The 26,387-nt window shown below is 45.4% G+C and carries 22 protein-coding genes and 7 tRNA genes; 16 read left to right on the forward strand and 13 right to left on the reverse strand.

From position 1 onward, the window contains the following. Positions 1 to 52: 52 nt before the first annotated feature. The 6 genes from NNC77_RS02210 to NNC77_RS02235 all read right to left on the reverse strand — a co-directional run bounded on the left by NNC77_RS02210 (position 53) and on the right by NNC77_RS02235 (position 7,787). Positions 53 to 1,378, reverse strand: a complete 1,326-nt coding sequence (locus NNC77_RS02210; RefSeq protein WP_006846773.1) for an MFS transporter — start codon at positions 1,376 to 1,378, stop codon at positions 53 to 55. Between the two features lie 252 nt (positions 1,379 to 1,630). Then, the gene (locus tag NNC77_RS02215; protein WP_006846772.1) at positions 1,631 to 2,716 is read right to left on the reverse strand and encodes an aldose epimerase family protein; all 1,086 of its coding nucleotides are present in this window, start codon (positions 2,714 to 2,716) and stop codon (positions 1,631 to 1,633) included. 111 nt (positions 2,717 to 2,827) lie between these two features. After that, positions 2,828 to 4,066: a bifunctional folylpolyglutamate synthase/dihydrofolate synthase gene (locus NNC77_RS02220; RefSeq protein ID WP_153081485.1), complete on the reverse strand. Its 1,239-nt coding sequence runs from the start codon at positions 4,064 to 4,066 to the stop codon at positions 2,828 to 2,830. 93 nt (positions 4,067 to 4,159) lie between these two features. Next, complete coding sequence (gene dnaJ, locus NNC77_RS02225) at positions 4,160 to 5,323, reverse strand: molecular chaperone DnaJ (protein ID WP_254969725.1); 1,164 nt, start codon at positions 5,321 to 5,323, stop codon at positions 4,160 to 4,162. An 84-nt stretch (positions 5,324 to 5,407) separates the two neighbouring features. Then, entirely contained in the window at positions 5,408 to 6,028 is a 621-nt protein-coding gene (locus NNC77_RS02230; RefSeq protein WP_117726911.1) for a nucleotide exchange factor GrpE, read from the reverse strand. Positions 6,029 to 6,170: 142 nt separating this feature from the next. Then, entirely contained in the window at positions 6,171 to 7,787 is a 1,617-nt protein-coding gene (locus tag NNC77_RS02235; protein WP_153118466.1) for an ABC-F family ATP-binding cassette domain-containing protein, read from the reverse strand. 617 nt (positions 7,788 to 8,404) lie between these two features. Here NNC77_RS02235 and NNC77_RS02240 point away from each other — a divergent pair. After that, positions 8,405 to 9,352 (forward strand): RluA family pseudouridine synthase, encoded by a 948-nt coding sequence (locus NNC77_RS02240; protein WP_022120709.1) that lies wholly within the window; start codon positions 8,405 to 8,407, stop codon positions 9,350 to 9,352. A gap of 48 nt (positions 9,353 to 9,400) precedes the next feature. Continuing rightward, positions 9,401 to 9,550 carry a sulfate transporter gene (locus NNC77_RS02245; protein ID WP_117586877.1) on the forward strand — a complete coding sequence of 50 codons (150 nt, stop codon included), beginning with the start codon at positions 9,401 to 9,403 and terminating at the stop codon, positions 9,548 to 9,550. Positions 9,551 to 9,761: 211 nt separating this feature from the next. On the opposite strand, the gene NNC77_RS02250 is transcribed toward NNC77_RS02245, so the two are convergent. The 5 genes from NNC77_RS02250 to NNC77_RS02270 all read right to left on the reverse strand — a co-directional run bounded on the left by NNC77_RS02250 (position 9,762) and on the right by NNC77_RS02270 (position 11,913). Continuing rightward, positions 9,762 to 9,834: transfer RNA gene (locus tag NNC77_RS02250), tRNA-Lys, on the reverse strand. 10 nt (positions 9,835 to 9,844) lie between these two features. Beyond that, a tRNA-Arg gene (locus NNC77_RS02255) sits at positions 9,845 to 9,921 on the reverse strand. Positions 9,922 to 9,957: 36 nt separating this feature from the next. Next, positions 9,958 to 10,031: transfer RNA gene (locus NNC77_RS02260), tRNA-Arg, on the reverse strand. A gap of 15 nt (positions 10,032 to 10,046) precedes the next feature. Continuing rightward, positions 10,047 to 10,119, reverse strand: a tRNA-Lys gene (locus NNC77_RS02265). A 93-nt stretch (positions 10,120 to 10,212) separates the two neighbouring features. Beyond that, entirely contained in the window at positions 10,213 to 11,913 is a 1,701-nt protein-coding gene (locus NNC77_RS02270) for a glycoside hydrolase family 10 protein (RefSeq protein WP_254969724.1), read from the reverse strand. A 135-nt stretch (positions 11,914 to 12,048) separates the two neighbouring features. Here NNC77_RS02270 and NNC77_RS02275 point away from each other — a divergent pair, with 135 nt between their 5' ends. The 11 genes from NNC77_RS02275 (at position 12,049) to NNC77_RS02325 (ending at position 20,812) form a co-directional block, all read left to right on the forward strand. Further along, positions 12,049 to 13,581 (forward strand): carbon starvation CstA family protein, encoded by a 1,533-nt coding sequence (locus NNC77_RS02275; protein WP_118078939.1) that lies wholly within the window; start codon positions 12,049 to 12,051, stop codon positions 13,579 to 13,581. Positions 13,582 to 13,619: 38 nt separating this feature from the next. Then, the gene (locus tag NNC77_RS02280) at positions 13,620 to 14,111 is read left to right on the forward strand and encodes a porin family protein (protein WP_254969723.1); all 492 of its coding nucleotides are present in this window, start codon (positions 13,620 to 13,622) and stop codon (positions 14,109 to 14,111) included. A 9-nt stretch (positions 14,112 to 14,120) separates the two neighbouring features. Further along, positions 14,121 to 14,732, forward strand: coding sequence for a recombination mediator RecR (recR, locus tag NNC77_RS02285; RefSeq protein WP_006846762.1), 612 nt, complete (start codon positions 14,121 to 14,123; stop codon positions 14,730 to 14,732). A gap of 14 nt (positions 14,733 to 14,746) precedes the next feature. Next, positions 14,747 to 15,181, forward strand: a complete 435-nt coding sequence (locus NNC77_RS02290; protein ID WP_144155377.1) for a hypothetical protein — start codon at positions 14,747 to 14,749, stop codon at positions 15,179 to 15,181. A 30-nt stretch (positions 15,182 to 15,211) separates the two neighbouring features. Beyond that, a complete protein-coding gene (locus NNC77_RS02295; protein WP_254969722.1) occupies positions 15,212 to 16,324 on the forward strand; it encodes a glycosyltransferase family 2 protein in 1,113 nt (370 codons plus the stop codon). A gap of 58 nt (positions 16,325 to 16,382) precedes the next feature. Beyond that, complete coding sequence (locus NNC77_RS02300) at positions 16,383 to 16,892, forward strand: GNAT family N-acetyltransferase (RefSeq protein WP_118086013.1); 510 nt, start codon at positions 16,383 to 16,385, stop codon at positions 16,890 to 16,892. Positions 16,893 to 16,991: 99 nt separating this feature from the next. Continuing rightward, positions 16,992 to 17,065, forward strand: a tRNA-Asp gene (locus NNC77_RS02305). Between the two features lie 36 nt (positions 17,066 to 17,101). After that, a tRNA-Asp gene (locus NNC77_RS02310) sits at positions 17,102 to 17,175 on the forward strand. Between the two features lie 41 nt (positions 17,176 to 17,216). Beyond that, a tRNA-Asp gene (locus tag NNC77_RS02315) sits at positions 17,217 to 17,290 on the forward strand. Positions 17,291 to 17,348: 58 nt separating this feature from the next. Further along, the gene (locus tag NNC77_RS02320) at positions 17,349 to 18,785 is read left to right on the forward strand and encodes a sodium:solute symporter (protein WP_254969721.1); all 1,437 of its coding nucleotides are present in this window, start codon (positions 17,349 to 17,351) and stop codon (positions 18,783 to 18,785) included. Beyond that, the gene (locus tag NNC77_RS02325; protein ID WP_118200301.1) at positions 18,785 to 20,812 is read left to right on the forward strand and encodes a M13 family metallopeptidase; all 2,028 of its coding nucleotides are present in this window, start codon (positions 18,785 to 18,787) and stop codon (positions 20,810 to 20,812) included. Before NNC77_RS02320 ends, NNC77_RS02325 begins: the two co-directional genes overlap by 1 nt. Before the next feature lie 231 nt (positions 20,813 to 21,043). Here the strand turns inward: NNC77_RS02325 and NNC77_RS02330 are convergent, their stop codons facing one another. Beyond that, a complete protein-coding gene (locus NNC77_RS02330; RefSeq protein WP_117726902.1) occupies positions 21,044 to 21,961 on the reverse strand; it encodes a DMT family transporter in 918 nt (305 codons plus the stop codon). 67 nt (positions 21,962 to 22,028) lie between these two features. Continuing rightward, positions 22,029 to 22,772 (reverse strand): tRNA pseudouridine(38-40) synthase TruA, encoded by a 744-nt coding sequence (gene truA, locus NNC77_RS02335; RefSeq protein WP_181985915.1) that lies wholly within the window; start codon positions 22,770 to 22,772, stop codon positions 22,029 to 22,031. Positions 22,773 to 23,011: 239 nt separating this feature from the next. Here truA and dapA point away from each other — a divergent pair, with 239 nt between their 5' ends. The 3 genes from dapA to uxaC all read left to right on the forward strand — a co-directional run bounded on the left by dapA (position 23,012) and on the right by uxaC (position 26,358). After that, positions 23,012 to 23,899 (forward strand): 4-hydroxy-tetrahydrodipicolinate synthase, encoded by an 888-nt coding sequence (gene dapA, locus NNC77_RS02340; protein ID WP_117693154.1) that lies wholly within the window; start codon positions 23,012 to 23,014, stop codon positions 23,897 to 23,899. A 31-nt stretch (positions 23,900 to 23,930) separates the two neighbouring features. Next, positions 23,931 to 24,818, forward strand: coding sequence for an AraC family transcriptional regulator (locus tag NNC77_RS02345; protein WP_203069395.1), 888 nt, complete (start codon positions 23,931 to 23,933; stop codon positions 24,816 to 24,818). A gap of 136 nt (positions 24,819 to 24,954) precedes the next feature. Further along, positions 24,955 to 26,358 carry a glucuronate isomerase gene (uxaC, locus tag NNC77_RS02350; protein ID WP_117586887.1) on the forward strand — a complete coding sequence of 468 codons (1,404 nt, stop codon included), beginning with the start codon at positions 24,955 to 24,957 and terminating at the stop codon, positions 26,356 to 26,358. The last annotated feature ends 29 nt before the right edge of the window (positions 26,359 to 26,387 follow it).

Consider the following 26,387-nt stretch of genomic DNA (forward strand, 5'->3'; position numbering starts at 1 on the left):
ATGATTTAGCCCCAAGACTATATAAGCCTTAGGGCTAATTTATTTCGCGTTATTAATCAACAGGAATATCCTTGTTGATGTTCTTGCAACCAGCTACAGCATAGAAGAACATGTATGCCATACAGATGAGAGGCACAATGTAACTAGCCATATAGCCAGCGTTGTCTGCGATGAAGTTCTGTACCAATGGCATCAATCCGCCACCTACTACCATCATCATGAAGATACCTGAAGCCTGGGCTGTATACTTGCCAAGACCCTCAGTAGCAAGGTTGAAGATAGAAGACCACATGATAGAAGTGCAGAGACCGCAGAGTACCAGGAACATGGCAGCGATAGGCACTGTTACCATCTGGAATGATGTACCTGTAAATACAGGCATTTCTACTGTTGTTGACTTGCCGAGAAGTACGGCGAGGACGATAAAGATCATACCTGCACCATTGGCAATCATCATCATCATGCGGCTAGATACCTTGTCAGCAATAAAGCTAGAGCAAAGACGACCAACCAGCATCAGGAGCCAGTATGTACCTGCAACGAAACCACCGATAGCTGCTGCATTTGCCAAGGCTGTACCATTGATGAAACCACCACCATTTGCTGTTGTATCAGAAATGTAGAAGTTCAATGTTCCAGGAATGCCTACCTCAACACCTACATAAACGAAGATTGCGATAACGCCGAGGTTGAAGTGGCGGAAAGCCCATGGTGAATGCTCGAATACAGTCTTGTCTGTAGTCTTACCCATCTCTGGATCCTGAATAGGGATGAAGTTCAAGATAACGAATGCTGCTGCGAATACGGCAAGGGCAATGTAAAGTACGAGGTTCACATCTACCATTTTGGTATTAGCAGTAACAGTACCGATAAGGGCACCTACGAGCATTGGGGTTAAAGTTCCGGATAAACTGTTCAATGTACCACCGATGAGGTTCAACTGGTTACCGCGGTTACCACCACCACCGATGAGGTTCAACATTGGGTTAACGACAGTATTCAAAATACATACTGCGAAACCTGAGATGAACGCACCGAAGAGGTAAACGGCGAAGCCTGAGATGTCGGCACCGAACTTACCTGAAAGGAACTGGATGAGCACGCCTACGAATCCGGTAGCGATACCGGTGAGGGCTGTCTTCTTGTAACCGATCTTGGTGAGCAACTTACCTGCAGGGATACCCATGAAGAGGTAAGCCAAGAAGTTCATGGCGTTACCCAACATACCGATCATGTTAGCACTTCCGCTGTCAGCGAATACATTTTTCCAAATAACTCCGATAGGAGCAGCCAAATTCGTTACGAACGAAATCATGGCGTAGAGGAACATCATCGTGATAATGGCGATGATATTGCCATTTTTACTTTGGTTTTCCATTTTTTTTGATAGTTGATATTGTTATTTGTTATTATTATTTGCGAAAAGCTTGTTTATACTCTTTTTGAAGAGGTTATTGATTCTCTTTTATGGTAAAGAGGTTGCTACTCTTTTCTTCTAAGAGGTTGTTTCTTCTTTAAAGACGTTAAGACTTCTCTTTAAGATTGTTGTCGCGCTAGATGGGGTTTGTCATTCAAGCGCGAAAATGGAGCAAGTGCTGTTTAGAGTACCTGCTCCATGATTTATTCTGATTTATTTGTCAATTCCAAACTTATAGATTGTCTTCTGGGTGTATGTTTCACCCGGATTTAATCTGCAACTTGGGAAATAGGTGTGATTTGGAGTGTCTGGGAACTTCTGTGCCTCGAAGCAGACTGCACTGCGACGTGGGAATGTTGCACCAAACTGTCCTGAGATACCTGCAAGGAAATTACCTGTGTACATCTGCAAACCTGGTTCTGTGGTATAAACCTCCATGGTACGGCAGCTTACAGGGTCTTTTATACGGGCAGCAAAACTCAACTCACCTTCTTCTGTCTTGTTCAATACATAGTTGTGGTCATAGCCCTGACCATTCTTGATCTGCTCGTTGTCTGCATTGATGTCCTGACCAATTGGCTTTGGTGTACGGAAATCGAATGGTGTGCCCTCAACCTTCAAAATCTCACCTGTAGGGATAGAATACTTATCAATAGGGAGATAGTAGTTTGCGTTTACCTCACAGATGATATTGTCAACTGTTGGGGTAGGATTAGCAATACCCTGAATTGAGAAGAAAGCGTGATGTGTCAGGTTGCAGATGGTTGTCTTGTTGGTTGTAGCCTGATACTTGATAACGAACTCATTGTCGTCGGTCAATGTGTAAGCTACCCAAACTGTCAACTCACCAGTGAAGCCTTCTTCACCATAAGGGCTCGTGTATTTCAACACGACAGCGCTATCACTCATGCGGGTTGCATCCCAAACTTTGGTGTGGAAACCTGTAGGTCCACCATGCAGGTGGTTGGGACCATCGTTGCATGCCAAGTGATACTCCTTGCCGTGAAGTATGAACTTGCCTTCTTTAATACGGTTGCCATAACGACCGATGAGCACACTCAAGAATGGCTCTGGTGAGTTGATGACGTCCTGTATGTTGTCATGACCCTGGATGAGGTTGGCATAGTTGCCATCCTTGTCAGGCATCATGATGGCTACGACTGCTCCACCATAGTTAGTCACTGCAACTTCGTTGCCTTGCTTGTTTCTTAACACGAAGAGATCAGTCTTCTTGCCATTCACTGTGGTCTGAAAATCTTCTCTTTTCAAACCACACTTATTTGCTGGTTCTGTATTCATAATATCTCACTTTTTTTAGTTACCTTACTTTGGTTTAAGTAATGTACTGCAAAGTAACTAAAAAAAAATGAGTATTACAAATATTTTATGAACTTTTTGATTTAAAAAATCCTAAAATGATTCTGATAGCAAATCGGCAACGACGTAACTTGATCCGCCAATAAAGATAAAATCATCTTTTTTTGCGTTTGCTTTTGCTTTGTTAAATGCCTGTGCGATAGTTTGATAGCATGTTCCGTTTAAGCCGTGCTTTTGTGCGTATCCGTATAATTTGTCTACAGGAATCGCTCTTTTGGTTGATGGCTGTGTCCAATAGAAAATCGTGCTTTCTTTTGGCAACTTTTCTAATAGTCCCATTACATGCTCTACATCTTTGTCATCAACCATTCCGAAGACAATATGTTTCGTATCGGCTTTGACGGATGCAATCTGAGGCTCCAGATACTCCCATCCGGCAAGGTTATGTCCCGTATCACAGATGGTGAGAGGGTGTTCGTTGAGTTTTTCCCATCTGCCACGTAAGCCTGTCAGCTCGCATACATGTTCGAAGCCGTTCTTTATGCTTTCATCTTTGATTTCTATTCCTTCTTCCTTCAGGCATTCTACGGCTGCGGATATGGTGCAGAAGTTCTTTTTCTGATAGTTGCCTTTCAGTTCGAAGTTCGTGTCTGCGTCAGTTGCATGTGCAAAATGGATAGGAGAATTCTGCTCATGGGCTTTCTTGATGAATACAGGTTGGGTCTCTTCGTTCCATTCGCCAATAACGACAGGAATCTGTGGCTTGATGATACCTGCCTTTTCGCCTGCAATCTCGCCGAGTGTATTCCCGAGGAATTGGGTGTGGTCAAAACTGATGTTCGTGATAACGGATAGGATAGGAGTGATGATGTTGGTACTATCCAGTCTTCCTCCCAATCCAACTTCGATGACGGCAAAGTCTACCTTTTGTTCTGCAAAATACTGAAATGCCATCATGGTGGTCAGTTCAAAGAACGAAGGATGTAGCGGTTCGAAGAATTTCCGGTTGTTTTCTACAAAGTCGATTACATACTCTTCGCTTACCATCTCACCATTTACGCGAATGCGTTCTCTGAAATCTACAAGATGTGGAGATGTGAACAGGCCGACTTTATAGCCCTGGCTCTGCAGGATTGCAGCAAGGGTATGGGATGAAGAACCTTTTCCGTTGGTTCCTGCAATGTGGATACATTTATATTGGTTATGAGGATGTCCGAAGTGTTCGTCCATTTTATACATCGTATCAAGCCCAGGTTTGTATGCCTTGGCTCCAATCTTTTCAAAAACCGGCGTGCTGGTGAAAAGATATTCAACAGTTTCTTGATAATTCATGTTATACCTTATTATATATACAGATAATCCCCGAAAAGAGCGAACCGTTCTTTCGAAGATAGTTCGCCCTCTTCGGGGATTGCTCTTTACTGTTTATTTTTTAAAGAGATTCTTGAAACTTTCAAAGAGAGATTTCTTCTCTGCATTATCTGCTTTGAAATTATCGCATTCCTTGAATTTCACAACAAGATCCTTTTCTTCCTTGGTCAGAGAGGTAGGTACGAAAACGGTAATATTGACGATAATATCACCACGGCCATAACCATATCCCTTAATAGCCGGCATACCTTTGCCACGCAAACGGATCTGTTTGCCAGGTTGTGTGCCAGGTTCTATTTTGATCTTCGTCTTGCCATCCAAAGTAGGGACTTCTACCTCGCCACCCAAAGTGGCAGTTGCAAAGTCAAGAACAAGATTATGGTATAAGTCCTGACCAACACGCTCGAAATCATCGTTCTTTTCTACGCTTACCATTACCTGTAGGTTTCCGTAGAGACCATTGTGCTTGCCTTGGTTACCCTTTCCTTCAACGGTAACAACCATATCGTTGTCGACACCTGCAGGAATATTAATTTCTACGAGTTCCTCGCCCTTCACGATTCCGTCGCCACCGCATTCCTTACATTTGTTCTTGATGATAGTTCCCTCACCGCCACACTTTGTACAGGCAGTCTGAGTTTGCATCATGCCGAACATACTGCGCACCGTCTTTAAGACATAGCCGCTTCCATGACATTCCGGACATGTTTCTGGCTGGGCACCACCTTCGCAACCAGTTCCGTGACATGCAGAGCAAGTTACATCCTTGCGGATCTTGAAGCGCTTGGTAACACCTGTTGCTGCCTCTTGGAGAGTCAGTTTTACTCTTACGCGAAGGTCGCCACCCTGGTAAACCCGCTTCTGTGAGCCGCCACCGAATCCGCCGCCACCAAAGCCGCTGAAACCGCCGTGTCCGCCAAAGATATCTCCAAACATAGAGAAGATGTCGTTCATGTCCATGCTGGCACCACCGCCGAATCCGCCGAATCCACCTTGTGGGCCGTCGAAACCAAACTGGTCATACTGCTGGCGCTTCTGGGCATCGTGGAGAACTTCGTAAGCTTCGGCAGCTTCCTTGAATTTCTCTTCCGCCTCTTTGTTGCCAGGGTTGCGGTCTGGATGATACTTGATGGCTATCTTTCGATACGCCTTCTTTATTTCGTCTTCTGATGCCGACTTGTCTACGCCCAGCACCTCATAATAGTCTCTCTTAGCCATTTGCTTATTTCAAATATTGAATTTTCTTACAGAATTCTAATAGAATGTTCTGGATTTTGAAAAATAATTCTTGATATTTCTTTCTTACTGACCTACAGCTACCTTGGCATGGCGAATCACCTTGTCGTTCATCGTATAACCTGTCTGGACGCAGTCAATGATTTTTCCCTTCTTGTCATCGCCCATTCCTGGAACCATAGCAATAGCCTCGTGGAAATCTACATCGAAATCCTTGTCGTTGGTTTCAATCTTCTTTACGCCAAGACCTTCGAGTGTCTTTACGAACTTGTTGAAAATCATCTGAACACCTTCCTTGATAGCCTTAGGGTCTTCGCTCTTGTCAGCGATGGCACGCTCAAAGTCGTCGAGAATAGGCAGAATAGCAGCTACAGTCTTCTCGCCGCCATTCAAAATCAGTTCTGCTTTCTCTTTGAGGGTACGCTTGCGGTAATTCTCAAACTCAGCAGTCTTATAGAGCAACTGTTTCTTGAGTTCCTCTACCTCTTGCTGTGCTTTTGTTAAAGGATCAACCTCTTCTGCCTTCTTGTCAGCAGCGTCTGTATTGTTGTCACCTTCTTCTGCCTTGTTGTCAGTATTCTGATTTTCCTCAGTATTTTCATTTTGAGTTGTCTGCTCATTATTTTCATTCTGAACAGTCTCCTGAACGTTTCCGTCCTCTATATTGATTTCTTTTTCTTTTGACATAGTCTTAAATTTTTTAAACATGATAATTCTTGTTATTGGTTGTTTGACAAAAAGTGTGCCAACCCGATTCTCATCGAATTGGCACAATTAAATTATAAGATAATTTGTGGTTGCTGTTTAAAACAGCAGAATAACTTTCTGTTTAAAATCCGTACATCTTAGCCTTCTGCTCCTTGATAGCTTCATCGTAGATATACTCATCATAAGACATGAGCTTGTCGATGGTGCCTGATGGAGTGAGCTCGATGATACGGTTTGCCACGGTGTTGATGAATTCGTGGTCGTGGCTAGAGAAGAGGATATTGCCCTTGAAACCTACCAGGTTGTTGTTGAATGCCTGAATACTCTCCAGGTCCAAGTGGTTGGTTGGTGTATCAAGAATCAGGCAGTTGGCGTTCTGCAACTGCATGCGTGCAATCATACATCTCATCTTCTCACCTCCGGAGAGGACATTTACCTTCTTCAGTACTTCTTCGCCGCTGAAGAGCATTCTTCCGAGGTAGCCCTTCATGGCAACTTCGTTACCTGGACCATACTGGCTCAACCAGTCTACCAGGTTCTTGTCGCTCTGGAAGAATTCTGTATTATCGAGTGGGAGATAAGCAGTTGTGATAGTAACACCCCACTTGTAGTCACCTGCGTCAGCCTTTCGGTTGCCGTTGATGATTTCGAAGAGTGCGGTCATCGCCTTAGGATTGTGAGAAAGGAATACTACCTTCTCGCCCTTTTCTATGTTGAAGTTTACATGGTCGAAGAGCACTGTTCCGTCTTCGTCGCATGCTTTCAGTCCCTCTACCTCCAGAATCTGGTTACCTGGCTCACGGTCCATCTGGAAGATGATGCCTGGGTATTTACGGCTTGATGGACGGATTTCTTCAACGTTCAGCTTCTCCAGCATCTTCTTGCGGGATGTTGTCTGCTTACTCTTGGCAACGTTAGCTGAGAATCGGCGGATGAATTCTTCCAACTGCTTCTTCTTCTCTTCAGCCTTCATCTTCTGGTTCTGAGCCTGGCGGAGAGCCAACTGAGAACTCTCGTACCAGAAAGAGTAGTTACCTGCAAACATCGTAATCTTACCGAAGTCGATATCTACGGTCTGGGTACTTACAGCATCGAGGAAGTGACGGTCGTGAGATACTACGAGTACGGTCTGTTCAATGTTGCTGAGATATTCTTCCAACCACTCAACTGTGTCGAGGTCGAGGTCGTTGGTAGGCTCATCGAGAAGGAGGTTGTCTGGGTTGCCGAAGAGTGCCTTCGCCAGCATCACGCGCACTTTCTCTGTGTTTGAAAGTTCACCTACGAGTTTGTCGTGGCGGTCTTCCTTTACACCGAGGTTCTGCAGAAGTTGTGCGGCATTGCTTTCAGCCTCCCAACCGTTCATTTCTGCAAACTTGAGCTCCAGCTCAGCAGCGAGGTTACCATCTTCTTCTGTCATCTCTGGCTTAGCATAGAGGCGCTCGCGCTCCTTCATGTTTTCCCATAATGGCTGATGGCCCATCAGAACGGTATCCATCACGCGGAAATCGTCATATTTGAAGTGGTCCTGTTCCAAGACAGAAAGTCGCTCGCCTGGTCCCATTTCTACTGTACCCTTGTTTGGTTCAAGGTCGCCGCTGATAGCGCGGAGGAAAGTAGATTTTCCGGCACCGTTAGCACCGATGATACCATAAATATTACCATGAGTGAACTTGAGGTTTACATCCTTGTAAAGCACTCTCTTTCCGAATTGGATCGCAAGATTTTGTACTGTAATCATTCCTTTTTATTATTCTGTACTTTTATTTTTGTTTTTTTTACTACTATTAATGCCTTGAAAGAATCGAGTTGTTAGTCTAGACTTTTCAAGAAACGCTCACCCTGCGGAGTACGAAGCCAAATGGCAAACCCCAGTGCAGGTACCAATATAATGGAAAATATTATTGTTAAACCTTCTCCCATGATTCTACTTTTTAATTAATACCTTATTAGCAATATATGCAAAAAGCCAAGTAAGGAATAAACCAATAATTATACTGGTAATATTGAAGATTTTTAATTCGCCATCAGAATATATCGTGACGGCATTACCTGCAACCATGACCAAGAAACATGTCTTGGCAAGGTCGTAGAAAAACTTTCCGAGACATTCTCGGGCAGTTTTGTTTCTTTCTTTATCTTCTCTTTGCGTCATTGCAATTTCTGTTATTCAGCTGCAAAATTACAAAAAAATATTTGAAACACAATGATTTATTGGCAAAAGTTACTAATTTTTAGTTAAAAACATGGTGGCTTTTTGTTATTTTGCAGAAAAGTCTTACTTTTGTAGGCTGAAACGGAGAAAATGCAGCATTGATTCTGTGTTTTTCATGTTAAGAAAATGATATCGATAACAATATGAGACAACAAAATAGAAAAGGAAATTTTAATAAGCATACCAATAATGCTTATGGCTACGGAAACCCAAATGAATATGAGCATTACAAGGTAGAAAAACCAGCTCCGTTGCTGGAATGGCTAATGGAGAATGTGAAGGGACCTAGCAAGACTAAGGTGAAGCAGACTCTGCAGGGTAGGGGAATCAAGGTAAATGGCAAAACCATTACCCAGTTTGATTATGCCCTGAAGCCGGGTATGAAGGTGAGTGTGAGCAAGACAAAGAAGAATCAGGAGGTATTTAAAAGCAGATACCTTAAGATTGTTTATGAAGACAGATATCTGATTGTTGTCGAGAAAAACATCGGTATATTGAGTATGGCAGCTGGTCATTCTACTTTGAATGTGAAAACGGTACTTGATGATTATTTTCATAAGACTCGCCAGAACTGCCAGGCGCATGTAGTACACCGACTTGACCGTGATACTTCGGGCTTGATGATTTATGCCAAGGATAAGCAGACGGAATTGGCTTTGGAGGATGATTGGCATCATAATGTGTACGACCGCAGATATGTGGCTCTGGTTTCCGGAGAGATGGAAGAAGATGAAGGTACCGTTGCCAACTGGCTGAAAGATAACAAGGCTTATATTACTTACAGTAGTGATACGGATAATGGCGGCAAGTATGCTGTTACCCATTTCCATACATTAGAGCGTACAACGGCTCATTCTCTGGTGGAGTTCAAACTCGAAACGGGCCGTAAGAATCAGATTCGTGTTCATACGGCCGATATGGGGCATCCGGTGTGTGGTGACATCAAGTATGGTAATGGTGATGATCCATGCCAGCGCTTGTGCCTGCATGCCTATGTGCTGTGTTTCTATCATCCCGTAACGCATCAGCCTATGGAATTTGAAACTCCGATACCGGCTGAATTCCGCAGGGCATTAAAGAATGATCGTTAATAGGGTGATGAATACTGATTGGTAGTTTATACTATATAATAATGTGATATGAATGATTTTGGATATTATGCGCTGGCATTGGTAGTCCTTGTTGTAGGACTGTTTGTCTTAAAGAAGGTGGCTACCTGCATGATTAAAGCAATGGTAGCTGTTGTTATGGTAGCCGTGCTGGCAGTTCTTTACTGGCTCTTTTGTTGATAGTAGAGTTGTATGATGATGACGGGATAAGATTTTAGATATTTTTGATTGGTAAATTGGTTGCAGTTGTCTGGGTGTAAACTTTGGATGGCTGCAACTTTTTTATATTGATATTTAAAGAGATATAAAGTGATATTTAAAGGTGATATGAAATGGTAGGGAGAAATACAAAACAAAAAAGAGCATTTCTGTTAAGAAATGCTCTTTTTTGTACACCCTTAGGGATTCGAACCCTAGACCCACTGATTAAGAGTCAGTTGCTCTACCAACTGAGCTAAGGGTGCAACTATTTGTTGGTGACTCCGCAAGGATTCAAACCTTGAACCTCTTGATCCGTAGTCAAGTGCTCTATTCAGTTGAGCTACGGAGCCAAAACCGTTTGTTTCAGTGAAGCTTTGATAGGAGAGTGACTCCGCAAGGATTCAAACCTTGAACCTCTTGATCCGTAGTCAAGTGCTCTATTCAGTTGAGCTACGGAGCCAATTCTTATCTTTTGTACACCCTTAGGGATTCGAACCCTAGACCCACTGATTAAGAGTCAGTTGCTCTACCAACTGAGCTAAGGGTGCAACATTTAAAAGCCTCATTTCTGAATTGCGAGTGCAAAGGTACTACTATTTTTTGATTCCACCAAATTTTTTCGCAACTTTTTTCGAAAAAAATCAATTTTTCTTCATCTTGAAGGTTCCTAACGTATGTCTATACCCCTTCTTGTTGATGCTTACCACGCGGTAGATACCCTCCTTTAAGTTTCTAACATCTAGCGTGTTATCTTTTGCATGGAGGTACAGAATATCGCATCCTTGTAGGGTTTCGACCATCAGAACGTCAAAAACGAGATTTTTGGTGGTTTCTGCTAGATATACCTTCTTTCCGTCACATTCGAGTAATTTCGCAGCTCCTGTGCTTTGGGCAAGGAGTTGAATCTCTTCCTCTTTTTCTTGGGTTGGCTGGCTTTCTATGCCATATCCGTCCATTGAAGTTACGGCAACAAACAGACGTTTTGCGTCAGGATTTTCTATTTTGAACGAATTTCCTATGATTCGTGCGGCAACCAGGTTGCGTGCATCGGTGATGTCAACCGGATATTTCTTGCTCGCGTATACATTATTATATATATAAGGGGTTGCGATTTTAGTGCCATCCGTATAGTTTGAAGGATTGCTCCAGGAAACTGATACCTTGTTATCGGTGGTGATTACAGATAATTGTTGTGGCTGTTCCGGTTGGTTCTTGCTTGCCCAAGTCATCGGCGGAACCAATGAAGGATATGGGTTGAAACGTTGGGTAAAGTCGAGAATACCCTGTTTGTTGTCCAGGAGGAACTTGTTTCTGAAGAATGCATATCCCATTCCGAGGTTTCGGATGTGATACATTTCTGCCGTCACGTCATTGATGTTCCACTTTCCTTCTTTCGGATCGAGAAAGTAGATGCCCAGTCCTGGAGCCACAATCTTGCCATGGCTCTGTTCCTGCCAGTCGATGGCAAACGGATAGAAGTGTTCGTTCTTGAAATACATCATAGGGAAGAGCTCGTCCATCAGACCGCTCTTGAGCCAGCCCTGTGCATCCTGGCAGACCTTCGTATATGCATTCCAGCCAAAGCTCCGGTATCTGCTCAGGTCATCATACTTTCCTACAGGTGAGCAGCTCATTTTTACCCAAGGTTTTTCAGCCTTCACTGCATCGTGAATCTTTCTTACGATGTTGGTGATATACCGGCGTCCCTGTTCTCGGCTCACTTTGATGTTCCAGGTTTCAGGGTAACGGATGTAGTCGAGGTGAATACCGTCTACATTATATTTATGTGTAATTTCCCTGCAGATGTTTGCCAGATAATCACCTGTCCGGCTGTTTTCCGGATCCATGTATCCGTCGGCTCCAATCTTCTTGATGAGTTTTGGCATCTTGTTTCGGAGAGTTTTGCAGCCGAGTGAGTTCCATTTTCCTACCGGAATGGTTACCACCCAGGCATGCAGTTCCATCCCTCGCTTATGGCATTCGTCGATGGCAAACTGCAGGGCATCATAGCCCGGACTTCTCCCCGGAAAACCTGACAGGCATCCATCCCAAGGTTCGTATGCCGACGGATAAATCATGGTACCTCTTACGCGGGTCTGTATCAGTACGGTGTTGATTTTAGCCTGCTGTAACCGGTCCAGTATATCCGTCAGTTCCTTTTTCTGCTTTTCGGCAGAATAAGAAGACTGGGCATAAGAGTGTGGCCAGTCGATACCTCCTATGGTTGTCAGCCATACAGCTCTTACTTCATGTTTCGGCACCTGGTTATTGAACACGATACTCTGGGCTTTTGCGGCCAAAACAGAGCATAAAACGATAAAAAATATCTTAAAACTCTTCATAATCTTACAATTTGGCAACAAAGATACCAATATTTTTTTTTATTTCAAATAAAAATATTACTTTTGCGGTTGAAATATTAAAATAAAGTGCATTTTGCACCGAAAAGAGAGAAAATTTTAAGCAATAAAAGCAAAATGGTCAGTTTCGTTATTAGTTTGGTCGCCCTTGTATTGGGTTACCTTCTTTATGGAAAGTTTGTGGCGCATGTGTTCGGTCCTGATGACCGCCCTACGCCTGCAGTGACCAAAGCCGATGGGGTCGACTTTATGGTACTGCCTAGTTGGAAGATCTTCATGATTCAGTTCCTCAACATTGCAGGAACGGGTCCTATCTTCGGTGCCATTATGGGTGCCTGGTACGGACCGGTGGCTTATCTGTGGATTATCTTCGGGTGTATCTTCGCAGGAGCCATGCATGATTACATGAGCGGTATGCTCAGTATCCGTAACGGTGGAGCTGGTTTGCCGGAATTGGTAGGTAAGTATTTGGGTGGACGCACCAAGAAAGTGATGTTGGTCTTTTCGGTACTTTTGCTGATGATGGTGGGAGCTGTGTTTGTATACAGTCCGGCTATCATTATGAGTGGCATTTGCAATACGGATGCATTCTGGGGCAGCCAGATGTTTTGGATTGTGGTGATTTTCGTTTATTATGTCATTGCTACATTACTGCCTATCGATAAGATTATCGGTAAGGTTTATCCGCTCTTTGCTTTCTCGCTTCTCTTTATGGCGGGTGCTCTGATGATAGGTCTCTTTGTGAAGTGGCCTTCATTGCCTGAACTCTGGAGCAATTTGCAGAGTTGCAATCTCAATGAGAATCCGGCTTGGTTGGGAACGGAGTCTTTTGTTCAGAAGAGTCCGATTTTCCCTTGCCTCTTTATCACGATAGCCTGTGGTGCCATCAGTGGTTTCCATGCTACGCAGAGTCCGCTCATGGCACGATGCATGAAGAATGAGAAGATGGGTCGCCCTATTTTCTATGGAGCCATGATTACAGAAGGTGTTGTTGCCTTGATATGGGCTACGGTTTCCATGTATTTCTTCTACTATGGTGGATGGCGTGAATGCGTAAGTCCTGAGGCCGCTCAGCAGTTTATCGCTCAGTTTGATGGCGGCAAGTCGCTTATCCAGAACTTCGATGCGCCTACCGTTGTGAAGATAGTATGTTCCAGCTGGTTGGGTGTGGCTGGTGGAATCCTGGCTCTGCTGGGTGTTGTTGCAGCGCCTATTACCAGTGGCGATACGGCTTTGAGAAGTGCCCGTCTGATTATCGCCGAGTTTATCGGTTTGGAGCAGCGCTCTATGCGCAAGCGTCTTTATATCTGCGTTCCGTTGTTTGCTCTTACGGTGGGCATTCTGGTTTGGCAGATGGAGAATCCTGATGGTTTCAATATCATCTGGCAGTATTTCGGCTGGGCTAACCAGACGCTTTCTGTGTTCACTCTCTGGACATTGACGGTTTATCTGGTACAGCAGAAGAAGCCTTTTGTGATGACGCTGGTTCCTGCCTTGTTTATGACCGTGATATGTTCAACCTTCCTGCTCATTTCGCCAACAGCTTTGGCTTTGGGTGAGAGCCTGGCTTATACGGGCAGTGTCATCATTCTGGTGATAGCCTTGGTTTGGTTCCTGGGTTGGTATCGCAGTTATCAGAAGAAACAATAGATTTATATATAAGTATTAATCAATATACGTAAATTTATATGATACGAATGAAAAAAATAGCTATTGCAGCATTGACACTTGTCGTTTCGACAGCTGCTCATGCTCAGTTTGAAAGTGGAAAACAGTATATAGGTGCGTCGATGACGGGCTTAAACTTGAGTTATAATGGCTCTCAGGACCTCAATCTCGGTATTCAGGCTAAGGCTGGATACTTCGTAGAAGACGATTGGATGCTGTTGGGGCAGGTAGAATATAATCATTCTGGTCTTGAAGGCGTGAAGGATTATTTCTCTGTTGGTGCCCAGGCTCGTTATTATATCGAGCAGAATGGTCTGTATCTGGGTGGCGGCGTAAAGTTGGCTCATTCCGGAGGTTATAATGATTTCATGCCAGGGGTAGAGGTAGGTTATGCTTTCTTCCTCGGCAAGTCGGTTACCCTCGAGCCAGCTATCTACTACGATCAGAGTTTCAAGAAGCATGTAGATTATTCTACCGTAGGTTTGAAACTGGGTATTGGTATTTATCTCTAAACTGCTAAGATGCAACAACAGTTTTCTTCGACTTTGTTGGAAAAGGCAGTGGCGGAGTTTTCTAAATTGCCAGGTATAGGGCGCAAAACAGCTTTGCGCCTTGTACTTTTTATGCTCAAGCGTAAGAGTGAGGATGTGGAACTCTTTGCTGATACCATTTCCAGGATGCGGCGTGAAGTGAAATACTGCAGAGTTTGTCATAATATCAGCGATACTGATGTCTGTCCGATCTGTTCTGATTCCCGGCGCGATGCTTCTACCATCTGTGTCGTCGAGAATGTGCAGGATGTACTGGCGATAGAAAACACGCAGCAGTTTCACGGACTCTATCATGTCTTGGGTGGCATCATTTCGCCGATGGATGGTATCGGTCCTTCGGATATAGAGATAGAATCGCTGGTTCAGCGTGTGGCTGAAGGTGGGGTGAAGGAGGTGATTTTTGCTCTCAGCAGTACGATGGAGGGGGATACTACCAACTTCTATATCTCCCGTAAACTTGCTGATTATCCTGTTAAACTCTCTGTTATCGCCCGTGGTATCTCGGTGGGTGATGAATTGGAGTATACAGATGAGGTGACTCTCGGAAGGAGTATTCTGAACAGAACTCCATTTGGACAATAATAAAAGACAACAAAATGAAAATCAAACAAGTACAACGAATATTGATGACCAATTTCCTCTTTGTCCTGTTGGTAGGATTCCTGCTGGTCTTGCTCTATGAGACAGAAATTCTGGAACCTACTAATCTGGCAGGGGATGTCACGCTGGTCTATGTGATTACCGTAGCGATGGAGTTTCTTACCATTGCCGTTATTCCTCTGGCGCTCAAACTCTTCAGTTTCAAGGCTATTCACCGTCAGTTGGTAACCCGTAAGGGAGATGCACTTCTTCCTCTGGGCACTGCCCGTCTGAATATGCTCTGCTTGCCAATGCTGATCAATACGTTTATGTATTATCAGACGATGGCGCCTGCTTTCGGATATATGGCTATCATCCTTTTTCTCTGTCTCTTCTTTGTTTATCCTTCTGTTGGAAGATGTGAGGACGAAACAACAGAGGCGGAAGGTTAAACTCTCAGTATCTAATATTTGATATTCGATATGAAACTCAGTGTTATCATAGTAAGCTATAATGTGAAGTACTATCTTGCCCAGTGTCTGCGTTCGGTAGAGAAAGCTATCGGCGTGTTGGAGTGTGGGCAGCAGGGTGATGCAAGTGGCGATACGGCAGAGATTATCGTGGTTGATAATCATTCTCAGGATGGAACGGTGGAATATCTCGAACGGTGTTTCCCGGCTTCCCGATATCCTAATCTCCATGTTGTAGCCTGTACGCATAATAACGGATTTGCCCGTGCCAACAATCTTGCTATCCGCAAGAGCGAGAGTGATCTGGTTCTTTTGCTGAATCCGGATACCATTATCGGTGAGCACGTTCTTAAGGATGCTGTCAGTTTTATGCGTTCTCATCCTCATGCCGGTGCTCTGGGTGTAAGGATGTTGGGAGCCAATGGCAAACCAGCTCCTGAGAGTAGGAGAGGATTGCCTTCTCCGATGGTGGCTTTCTATAAGATGATGGGGTTGTGCAGCCGGTTTCCTCAGCATCGCAGTTTCGGTCATTATTACATGGGTTATCTTCCATGGGATAAGCCGGCAAAGATAGAGGTTGTGAGCGGTGCTTTCTATATGATTCGTCGTGAAGCCTTGCTGAAGGTGGGGTTGCTGGATGAGGATTTCTTCATGTATGGCGAGGATATTGATCTTTCTTACCGTATCTTGAAGGGTGGTTATCAGAACTATTATCTGCCTGTAGATATCCTGCATTACAAAGGTGAAAGTACTAAGAAGTCGAGCTTCCGCTATGTTCATGTGTTTTACGAGGCGATGCTTATCTTCTTCCGTAAACATTATTCGGGTATGTCGCATCTCTTGAGCATTCCTATCAAATTTGCCATCTATGCCCGTGCCTCTGTAGCCTTTATGCAGATGATGACTACGAGAATCAGAAAGAGTCTGGGATTCTTTTCTCCTTCTCATGTCGACCTGTCAAACCAGGTGTTGTTTGATGCTGACGAGATGAGCTATGAAGAGATGCTGCATCAGCTTGCGCAGCGGTCTGACGAGAATATCAAACTGGCTACCTATACGAAGGACATCGGTAAGGTGATTACGGATAGGGAGGTGATGGATAAGGATGAATTTGGTTATTTATAAGGATAGATTTATTTCTATATTATAAGGAACGCGCGTACATTATTAATAAGTGTAGTTTATGAAAGAACCGAATATTCGATTACGTGCTTTAGAGTTGGAAGATCTTGATTTTCTCTACCAGATAGAGAATGATGATCGGCTTTGGGAACTGGGTGTTTCCAATGTTCCATATTCGCGCCGTGTGCTGCTCGACTATATAACCAATGCTTCGGCAGATATTTATATAGACAATCAGGTGCGCCTGATAGTAGAGAATGAGCAGAATGAGCAGGTGGGCATCCTGGATCTTACAGATTTTGATCCCCGTCATCGCCGTGCCGAACTCGGAATTGTCATCAAAAAGGAGTTTCAGGGGAAGGGTTATGCGAAGGCCTCAGTTGGCCGTTTGTTGCAATATGCTCGGAAAATACTTCATCTTCAGCAGATTTATGCTATTATAGGTATCAGAAACCAAAAGGCGGCTAAAATGCTGCAATCTGTTGGATTTGAGGGGAATAATGTCCTGAAACAATGGCTTTGTAGCCAAGTTGGTTATGAGGATGCGATGTTTTTTCAATATTTTCTGTAAAAAAGTTGCATAAAAATTTGGTAGAACCAAAAAAAAGTAGTACCTTTGCACTCGCAAATGAAAAATGAGCGCTAAGCCATTCAATTTGATTTCATGATTGGTGCGTTAGTTCAGTTGGTTAGAATGCCTGCCTGTCACGCAGGAGGTCACGAGTTCGAGTCTCGTACGCACCGCTCAAAATCATCTTGCTGGATTGCCAAAAAATGTTTGGTGCGTTAGTTCAGTTGGTTAGAATGCCTGCCTGTCACGCAGGAGGTCACGAGTTCGAGTCTCGTACGCACCGCTAATTTCATTTGAACATTTCGACTCCTCCATAATAATAATGGTGCGTTAGTTCAGTTGGTTAGAATGCCTGCCTGTCACGCAGGAGGTCACGAGTTCGAGTCTCGTACGCACCGCAGAAACCTTCGAGAGTGATCTCGGAGGTTTTTTGTTTTTATATAAATCTAAGAGAATATGGCTATCGTTATCACAGTTCTGGCATACTTCTGTGTGCTCCTGCTCTTCAGTCATCTTACTGCCCGTAAAATGGCAAGTAATGAAACTTTCTATCGTGCCAACCGCCGGTCGCCTTGGTATATGGTTGCTTTCGGTATGGTGGGAGCATCTGTTTCGGGCATCACTTTTGTCAGTGTGCCGGGCATGGTGATGAGAACGGATATGACCTACCTTCAGATGTGCATCGGTTTCATCCTGGGTTATTTCCTGGTTGCCTTTCTTTTGCTTCCTATCTATTACCGCTATAATCTCACTACGATTTACGGTTATCTGCAGCAGCGGTTGGGGGAGCGTTCGTATAAGACCGGAGCTTCGTTCTTCCTCTTGTCCAAGATGACGGGTGCGGCGGTCCGTTTTTTTGTCGTCTGTATCCTCTTGCAGCGTTTCGTGCTCGATGGGATTGGTGTTCCGTTCTGGGTCACGGTTCCTGTCATGGTACTGCTTATCTGGCTTTATACGCGCAAGGGTGGCATCAAGACGCTGGTGTGGACAGATACCTTTCAGACGCTCTGTATGTTTGCGGCGCTCGTCCTCATTATCTTTCAGGTGATGTCGGCGTTGGGCATGACTCCTTCCGAAGCGATCACTGCGATTGCTCACGACAGTCATTCCCGTATTTTTGTCTTTGATGACTGGATGTCGAAACAGAATTTCTGGAAACAGTTCCTCAGCGGTGTCTTTGTAGTGATTGTGATGACCGGTCTTGATCAGGACATGATGCAGAAGAATCTTACCTGCAAGTCGCTCCGTGAGGCCCAGAAGGATGTTTGCAGCTATGGTTTTGCCTTTGTGCCTGCCAATCTGCTTTTCCTGAGTCTGGGTGTGTTGCTGGTGATGCTGGCTCAGAAACAGGGAGTGGCTTTGCCTGATGCTCCTGATGATCTGTTGCCGATGTTTGCGGCTTCGGGGGCGATGGGAAACCTGGTGGTGGTCTTGTTTACCATTGGCATTGTGGCGGCAAGTTTCTCCAGTGCCGATTCAGCATTGACCGCGATTACTACAAGTCTGTGCGTGGATATTTTGGGCAAGAAGGATGATATGAAGCTCCGCAAGCAGATGCATTTGGCGGTAGCTTTGGTGTTCATGCTCTTCATCATTGCTTTCAAGGCGATTAATTCTACGAGCGTGATAGATGCCATCTACATCCTCTGCTCTTATACTTACGGTCCGCTGTTGGGTTTGTTTGCCTTCAGTCTGCTCACCAAGCGTCAGGTAAACGACCGCTGGTCGCCATGGGTCTGCATCGCCAGTCCGCTCATCTGCTTCGCCATCGATACCCTTACCTCGCAGTATGTGGGCTATAAGTTCGGCTATGAGCTTCTGATGCTGAATGGCGCCCTGACATTTGCAGGTCTCGCCCTTATAAAAAAAGAAACAGTTAAATACAAACAATAATGAGAACAAAAGTATTATTTGCAGCATTGTTGCTCAGTGCAACAACTGCTTTTGCCCAGCAGGAGAAGTTGGGCTCCGGTATTGACAAGACCAACATGGACTTGACCATCAAGCCGGGTAATGATTTCTATCGCTATGCCGCAGGCAACTGGATGAAGAATCATCCACTCGATGCCGAGCATACCGACAATGGTGCTTTCACCGATCTCTTTGAGCAGAACCAGAAGCGCATCCAGGACATCATCCTTGAATATGCTTCCAAGCCACAGCAGAAGGGGTCACTCGGACAGAAGATCGGTTCGCTCTACAACCTCCGTATGGACAGCGTTCGCCTGAACAAGGAGGGATGGGCACCTATCAAGCCAACTCTCGACCGCATTGCAGCCATCAAGGACCGCAGAGAGTATCAGCTCGTTACCGCTCAGCTCGATTTCCGTGGCGAGGGTACCATGATGTATGGCATCGGTGTGGGCGCCGACCTTCGTGATGCTGCCAACAACCTCGTTGAGGTAGGACAGAGTGGTCTTGGTCTTGGTGTACGCGATTACTATGTAAACGATGACGAGCAGACCAAGAAGATTCGTGATGCATACAAGGCTTATATGAAGAAGCTCTTCCAGATGGTAGGCAATGACGAGGCTACCGCCCAGAAGAAGATGGAGGCTGTGATGGCTATCGAGACCCGCATCGCTAAGGCAAGCTATAGTCAGGTACAGCTCCGCGACATCGACAAGAACTATCACAAGATGACCTACAACCAGCTCGTGCTCGATTATCCTGGCATCGACTGGGGCAATGTGTTCCTGGCATCCGGTTTCCCTGCTTTCAAGGAAATTTGCGTGGGTCAGCCTGAACCAATCCACGAGGTTGAGAAGATTCTCGCAGAGACCTCTCTGGATGATCTGAAGACATACGCAGAGATTAAGGTGATTTCTGGTGCAACCAGCGTATTGAGCGATGATTTCCGTGCCGTATCCTTTGAGTTGAGCAAGGTAATGAGCGGTGTTCAGCAGGACCGTCCTCGCTGGAAGCGTGCCGTAAGTACCGTGAGCGGTGTGTTGGGCGAGGCTATCGGAAAGATTTACGTAGAGAAGTACTTCCCGGAGAGCAGCAAGAAGCGTATGCTCGACTTGGTTCACAATCTCCAGACTGCGCTTTCACAGCGCATTGACGAGGCTACCTGGATGAGTGCTGCTACCAAGGCACAGGCTAAGGATAAGCTGGAGAACTTCATCATCAAGATAGGTTATCCTGACAAGTGGAAGGACTATAGCGGATTGCAGGTAGATGACAGCCTCTCTCTCTACGAGAATATGGCAAATATCTCTGAGTTCTTTACCAAGGATGCCATCGCCCGCAAGGTGAACAAGCCGGTAGATAAGACAGAGTGGGGAATGACTCCTCAGACTATCAATGCTTATTATAACCCAACTACCAACGAGATCTGCTTCCCTGCAGCTATTCTCCAGCCTCCATTCTTCGACCCGACAGCCGATGATGCGATGAACTATGGTGGTATCGGTGGTGTAATCGGTCATGAGATGAGTCATGGCTTTGACGATCAGGGCAGCCAGTTTGACAAGACCGGTAATCAGCACAACTGGTGGACTGCTGCTGACAAGAAGAACTTCGAGTCTCGCACCAAGATCCTGGTTGACCATTTCAACAAGATTGAGTTGGCTGGCAAGAAGGTAAACGGCCAGATGACCCTGGGTGAGAACATCGGTGACAATGGTGGTTTGAACATCGCTTTCCGTGCACTTCAGAATGTGATGAAGACAGAGAAGTTGGGTGTGAAGGATGGATTTACTCCAGAACAGCGCTTCTTCTTGGCATGGGCACGTGTATGGGCAGGCAATGCCCGTCCTGAGTACCTGCAGTATCTGATGACCGTGGATGTTCACTCTCCAAACGAGGCTCGTGTAAACGGTGCCCTCCCAATGGTGGATTCATGGTATAAGGCATTCAACATCAAGAAGGGCGACAAGCTCTTTGTTCCTAAGAACAAGCGTGCACATATCTGGTAAAAACAGTGTGGGGGTAAGGCTTCCCCACACGCCCTGAAAGGGCAGAAGCTCCTAGCCCAGGGCATCGCCCTGGGTTTGATCCAGCAACAACAAAGTCGCCCTGAAAGGGCAAAAGCTTTCTATTTCAAAGCTTTTGCCCTTTCAGGGCGACTTTCTATATATACCTTATACCCAGGGTGTTGCCCTGGGCTAGGAGCTTCTGCCCTTTCAGGGCGTGCTGGCATAGAACTTTTACTTTGTTCCGAAATAGAGGAAGAGCATTCCGAGCAGAACGAGGAGCAGATCAATGAACTTCGCCTTGAGATTCTTCTCATGGAAGATGGCTGCACCGAAGAGGAAGCTGACGATAACCGAACCGCGGCGAATCATGCTCACGATACTGATCATGGCGCCAGGCAAACTTAGAGCGTAGAAATAAACGAAGTCGGCTGCCGAAAGGAAGATACTGATGAAGATAATGCTCCAGTGCCAGTGGAATGGGGTAGAATTCTTCTTGGTAGGCCACCATATCATCAGCAGCATGGCTCCCATGAGGAAACACTGGTAGATGTTGTACCAGCTCTGCACAATCATTCTGTCTAATCCTACACCACCATTCTCTGGTGGAGCCATCAGATACTTGTCGTAGAGACCGCTTATTGCACCGAGCACGGCAGCCAGCACGATGAAGTAAATCCATTTGTTGTGCTTGAAGTCGATACCCTCTTTCTTGCCGCTGCGCGAAAGCATGGCAAAGGAGATGATGGCAAGTATGACACCAATCCACTGATATAGATTCAGAACCTCGCCATAAACCAGCAGGGCGCCTACGAGTGTCATTACCGGTCGGGTGGCGTTGATAGGTCCCACGATGGTGAGCGGCAGGTGCTTCATGCCGAAATAACCGAAAATCCAGCTGCTCAATACGATGAAACTCTTGAGTACGATGTACTTGTGAACTTCCCATCCGCCTTCTGCTACATGAAACATCGTTCCATCCAGCGAATTTCCTGTATAGCTCATCACGATGAACGGCAGGAAGATGAGCGATGAGAAGAGCGTGTTCAGAAAGAGCACGGGAATCACTGCGTTACCTGAAAGCGCCTTCTTCTTGAAGGCATCATAAAATCCCAGCAGCGCTGCTGAGAGAAATGCTAATACTAACCACATTTTTATGAATGTTAAATGTTAAATGTTGAATGTTGAATGAGGCTCGCGCCCTTGTGTTTCTAATCATTTAATCTTTGAAATCATACCCTACCTCTTCCAGGAACAATGCGTTACCCGGCATGCTTTCGCCTGCATCGCTGCGGCTTCCGTTGTGCAGGATATCGAGAAACTGTTCCATCGTAATCTTTTCTCTGCCTACATCGATGAGCGTTCCCACTACGGCTCTCACCATGTTTCTCAGGAAACGGTTGGCGGTAATCTCGAAATACCAGGTGGTAGGAGAGATCTGTATCCATCGGGCGGCTGTTACGTGGCAGATGGTAGTCTTGTTGTCGCCACCCGCCTTGCAGAACGCTGCATAGTCTTCGTGATGCAGAAAATGCTGAGCCGCCTCGTTCATTTTCTCGAAATTCAGGGGATAGTTTATCTGCAGTGAATAATGGCGTTCAAACGGATCTTTCTGCGTATGTATATAATAATGGTATGTGCGCGAGATGGCAGAGAAACGTGCATGCATCTCCGGGGCTACCTCCCTTACTTCGTATACGGCGATGTCGCGGGGCAGGATGCGGTTCAGACGGTATACCAGCTGGTCGGGTTCCATCGGAATCCTGTCGGTATCGAAGTGGGCTGCCATGTGTCGGGCATGTACGCCGGTATCGGTCCTTCCTGCTCCCACCACCTCCATTTCCTTTCTCAGAAGTATGGAGAGGGCGCGCTGCAACTCCTGCTGCACCGAATTGGCATTGGGCTGAATCTGCCAGCCGTGGTAGTTGGTGCCGTCGTAACCGAAGAATATGAAATATCTCATTTGTTTACTTTGAACATTGAAAATTGAACTTTATGAATTGTAAAGCTGTAGAATTCTTCACTCTTCACTCTTCGTTCTTCACTCTAATCAGGGTGCAAAGTTACTAAAAAAACGTGAAATATGGTATAATAATACAGATTTTTTTCAAAAATGGTACAATCTTGAAAGAAAAGTTCAATTTTATTTTGCAAATTGACAATAATTGTGTACTTTTGCCAACGTTTTTGATATTATAGATTATGGCACAGAACATATTCAAGGGTTTAGGTGTTGCCCTTATTACTCCTTTCAACACCGATGGCTCGGTTGATTATCAGTCGCTCAAGCGATTGGTAGAGTTTCAAATTGACAATGGTGCAGACTTCCTTTGCATCCTTGCCACAACTGGTGAGGCTCCATGTCTTACACAGGAAGAGAAAGATAAAATCACAGAATTGGTGAAAGACGTGAACAAGGGTCGTATCAAGATATTGAAATATTGTGGCGGTAATAATACTGCTGCTGTCGTTGAAGAAATCAAGAACACCGACTGGAGTGGCATCGATGGCATCCTCAGTATCTGTCCTTACTACAACAAACCTTCTCAGGAAGGTCTCTATCAGCACTTCAAGGCCATCGCCCAGGTTAGTCCGCTGCCTATCGTGCTCTACAATGTTCCTGGCAGAACCGGTATCAACATGAAGCCTGAAACAACCTGCCGTATCGCCCGCGACTTCCCTAATGTGGTAGCCGTGAAGGAGGCTAGTGGCAGCCTGGAGCAGGTAGATGAGATTATCAAGAACAAACCTGATAATTTTGATGTTATCAGCGGCGATGATGCGCTTACCTTCTCTATGATTGCCAGTGGTGCTGCCGGCGTTATCTCTGTTATCGGCAATGCCCTGCCTAAGGCTTTCAGCCGTATGATCCGTCTCGAGTTCCGTGGCGAATATGAGCCAGCCCGTAAGATTCATCATTCTTTCACCGAGCTCTACAGTCTGCTCTTCGTTGACGGTAACCCTGCCGGCGTAAAGGCGCTCCTCAATGATATGGGCTTCATCGAGAACGAGCTCCGTCTGCCTCTGGTTCCTACCCGTATTGCAACCAAGCAGAAGATGAGCGACATTCTGAAGACTTTGAATATCTAAAATAGTGATTAGTTATTAATCATTTAGTACCATGGCAGAAGATAGAAGAATCATACACGAGATAACACCGCTGATGGGTAAGGATGTGCTCTATATTGCAGACAGGCATAAGAAGGAGTTTACTTATCCTATCCATAACCATTCGGTGTACGAGTTGAACTTTGTAGAGAATGCAAAGGGAGTAAGAAGAATCGTTGGAGATTCGCAGGAGGTGATAGGCGACTATGATCTCTGTCTCATCACATCGCCCGATCTGGAGCATGTATGGGAGCAGAACGAATGCCACAGCGATGACATCCGTGAGATTACCATCCAGTTTGATTTCTCCATGAGTGATGAAACGCTCTTCGGAAGAAATCCCTACGCCAGCATTACCCGTATGATGCAGGAAGCGAAGAAGGGACTCTCATTCCCGATGCAGGCAATCATGAAGGTATACGGAATGCTCGATACTTTAAGTTCCGTAAAAGACGGTTTCTATGCCGTACAGCAGTTCCTGACCATTCTCTACGAACTGTCACGCTGCGAAAATGCCCGCACCCTGGCTTCCAGCAGTTATGCCAAGGTAACGGTAGAAGACGATAGCCGGCGCATCCTGAAGGTGAAGAATTTCATCTCCAAGAACTATATGGATGAACTCCGTCTGCCGGAGCTTGCCTCGCTGGCAGGCATGAGCAGCAGTGCGTTCAGCCGTTTCTTCAAGCTCCATACCGGCAGAAATATTTCTGAGTATATCATCGACCTGCGTCTGGGTTATGCTGCCCGCATGCTGGTAGATACCGCCAAGAGTATCAGTGAGATAGGTTTTGATTGCGGATTCAACAATCTCAGCAACTTCAACCGCATCTTCAAGAAAAAGAAAGGATGCTCGCCAAGCGAGTTCCGTGAAAGCTATCATAAGACAAGAATCATTGTATAATACAGCCAACGTAATCGTTTAAGTGAAATTATCAAAAATATTTCGCTTAAACGATTCTTTTTTCCGATATTTGTTGTATCTTTGCGCTACAATTTGAAATGTATAAATAAACATTTAAAAACTACGATAACGAATTATGAAGCAATTTATGGATGAAAACTTCCTGCTCGACACTAAGACTGCACAGGATCTTTTCCACAATCATGCGGCTAAAATGCCAATTATCGATTATCACTGCCACCTCATCCCTGAGATGGTAGCCAATGATCACAAGTTTAAGAGTATTACAGAACTTTGGCTCGGCGGCGACCACTACAAGTGGCGTGCTATGCGTACCAACGGTGTAGATGAGCGCTTCTGCACAGGTACTGATACTAGCGACTGGGAGAAGTTCGAGAAGTGGGCTGAAACAGTGCCTTATACTTTCCGTAACCCTCTCTATCACTGGACTCATCTGGAGCTCAAGACTGCTTTCGGTATCGATAAGCAGCTCAGCCCTAAGACTGCCCGTGAAATCTACGATGAGTGTAACGAGAAGTTGCAGTTGCCTGAGTTCAGCGCTCGTGGCTTGATGCGTCATTATAATGTAGAGTGCGTTTGTACAACAGACGACCCAATCGATGACCTGCGTTACCACAAGCAGACACGTGAGAGCGGTTTCGAAATCAAGATGATTCCTGCTTGGCGTCCTGACAAGGCTATGAACATCGAGAAGCCAGATTTCGCTGACTATATGAACAAGCTCGGTGAGGTAGCAGGTGTTAATCTCGTTACATTCCAGGATATGGTTGATGCTTTGCAGAAGCGTCACGACTTCTTTACTGAGAACGGCTGTAAGTTGAGCGACCATGGTATCGAGGAGTTCTACGATGAGCCATACACAGATTCTCAGATTGAGACTATCTTTGCCAAGGCTATGCGTGGCCAGCAGCTTTCTGCTCTCGAAATCCGTCAGTACAAGCATGCATTCCTCAAGGTTTGCGCTGAGATGGATCACGCTGCCGACTGGACACAGCAGTACCACTATGGTGCTATCCGCGACAACAATACACTGATGTACAACAAACTCGGTGCTGATACCGGTTTCGATTCTATCGGTGAGTTCACTACAGCCAAGGCTATGAGCAGCTTCCTCAATGAGCTCAACATGGAGGGTAAGCTCACACGTACTATCCTCTATACATTGAACCCATGTGCCAACGAGGTAATCGCTACTATGCTCGGTAACTTCCAGGATGGTTCTTGCCCAGGTAAGATCCAGTTTGGTTCTGGCTGGTGGTTCAACGATCAGCTCGATGGTATGACCCGCCAGATGAACGCACTCTCTGTATTGGGTCTCCTGAGCCGTTTCGTAGGTATGTTGACCGACTCACGTTCATTCCTCAGCTACCCACGTCACGAGTATTTCCGTCGTTTGCTCTGCAACCTCCTCGGCAATGATGTAGAGAAGGGCTTGCTTCCTAACGACATGGAGAGCCTCTCTCGTATGGTAGAGGATATCTCTTACAACAATGCTCGCAACTACTTCAAGTTCTATTAATCCATAGAATTGTAGCAATTTATACTAAG

It is taken from the genome of Segatella copri (assembly GCF_024330485.1).
In the GTDB taxonomy this organism is placed as follows: domain Bacteria; phylum Bacteroidota; class Bacteroidia; order Bacteroidales; family Bacteroidaceae; genus Prevotella; species Prevotella copri_L.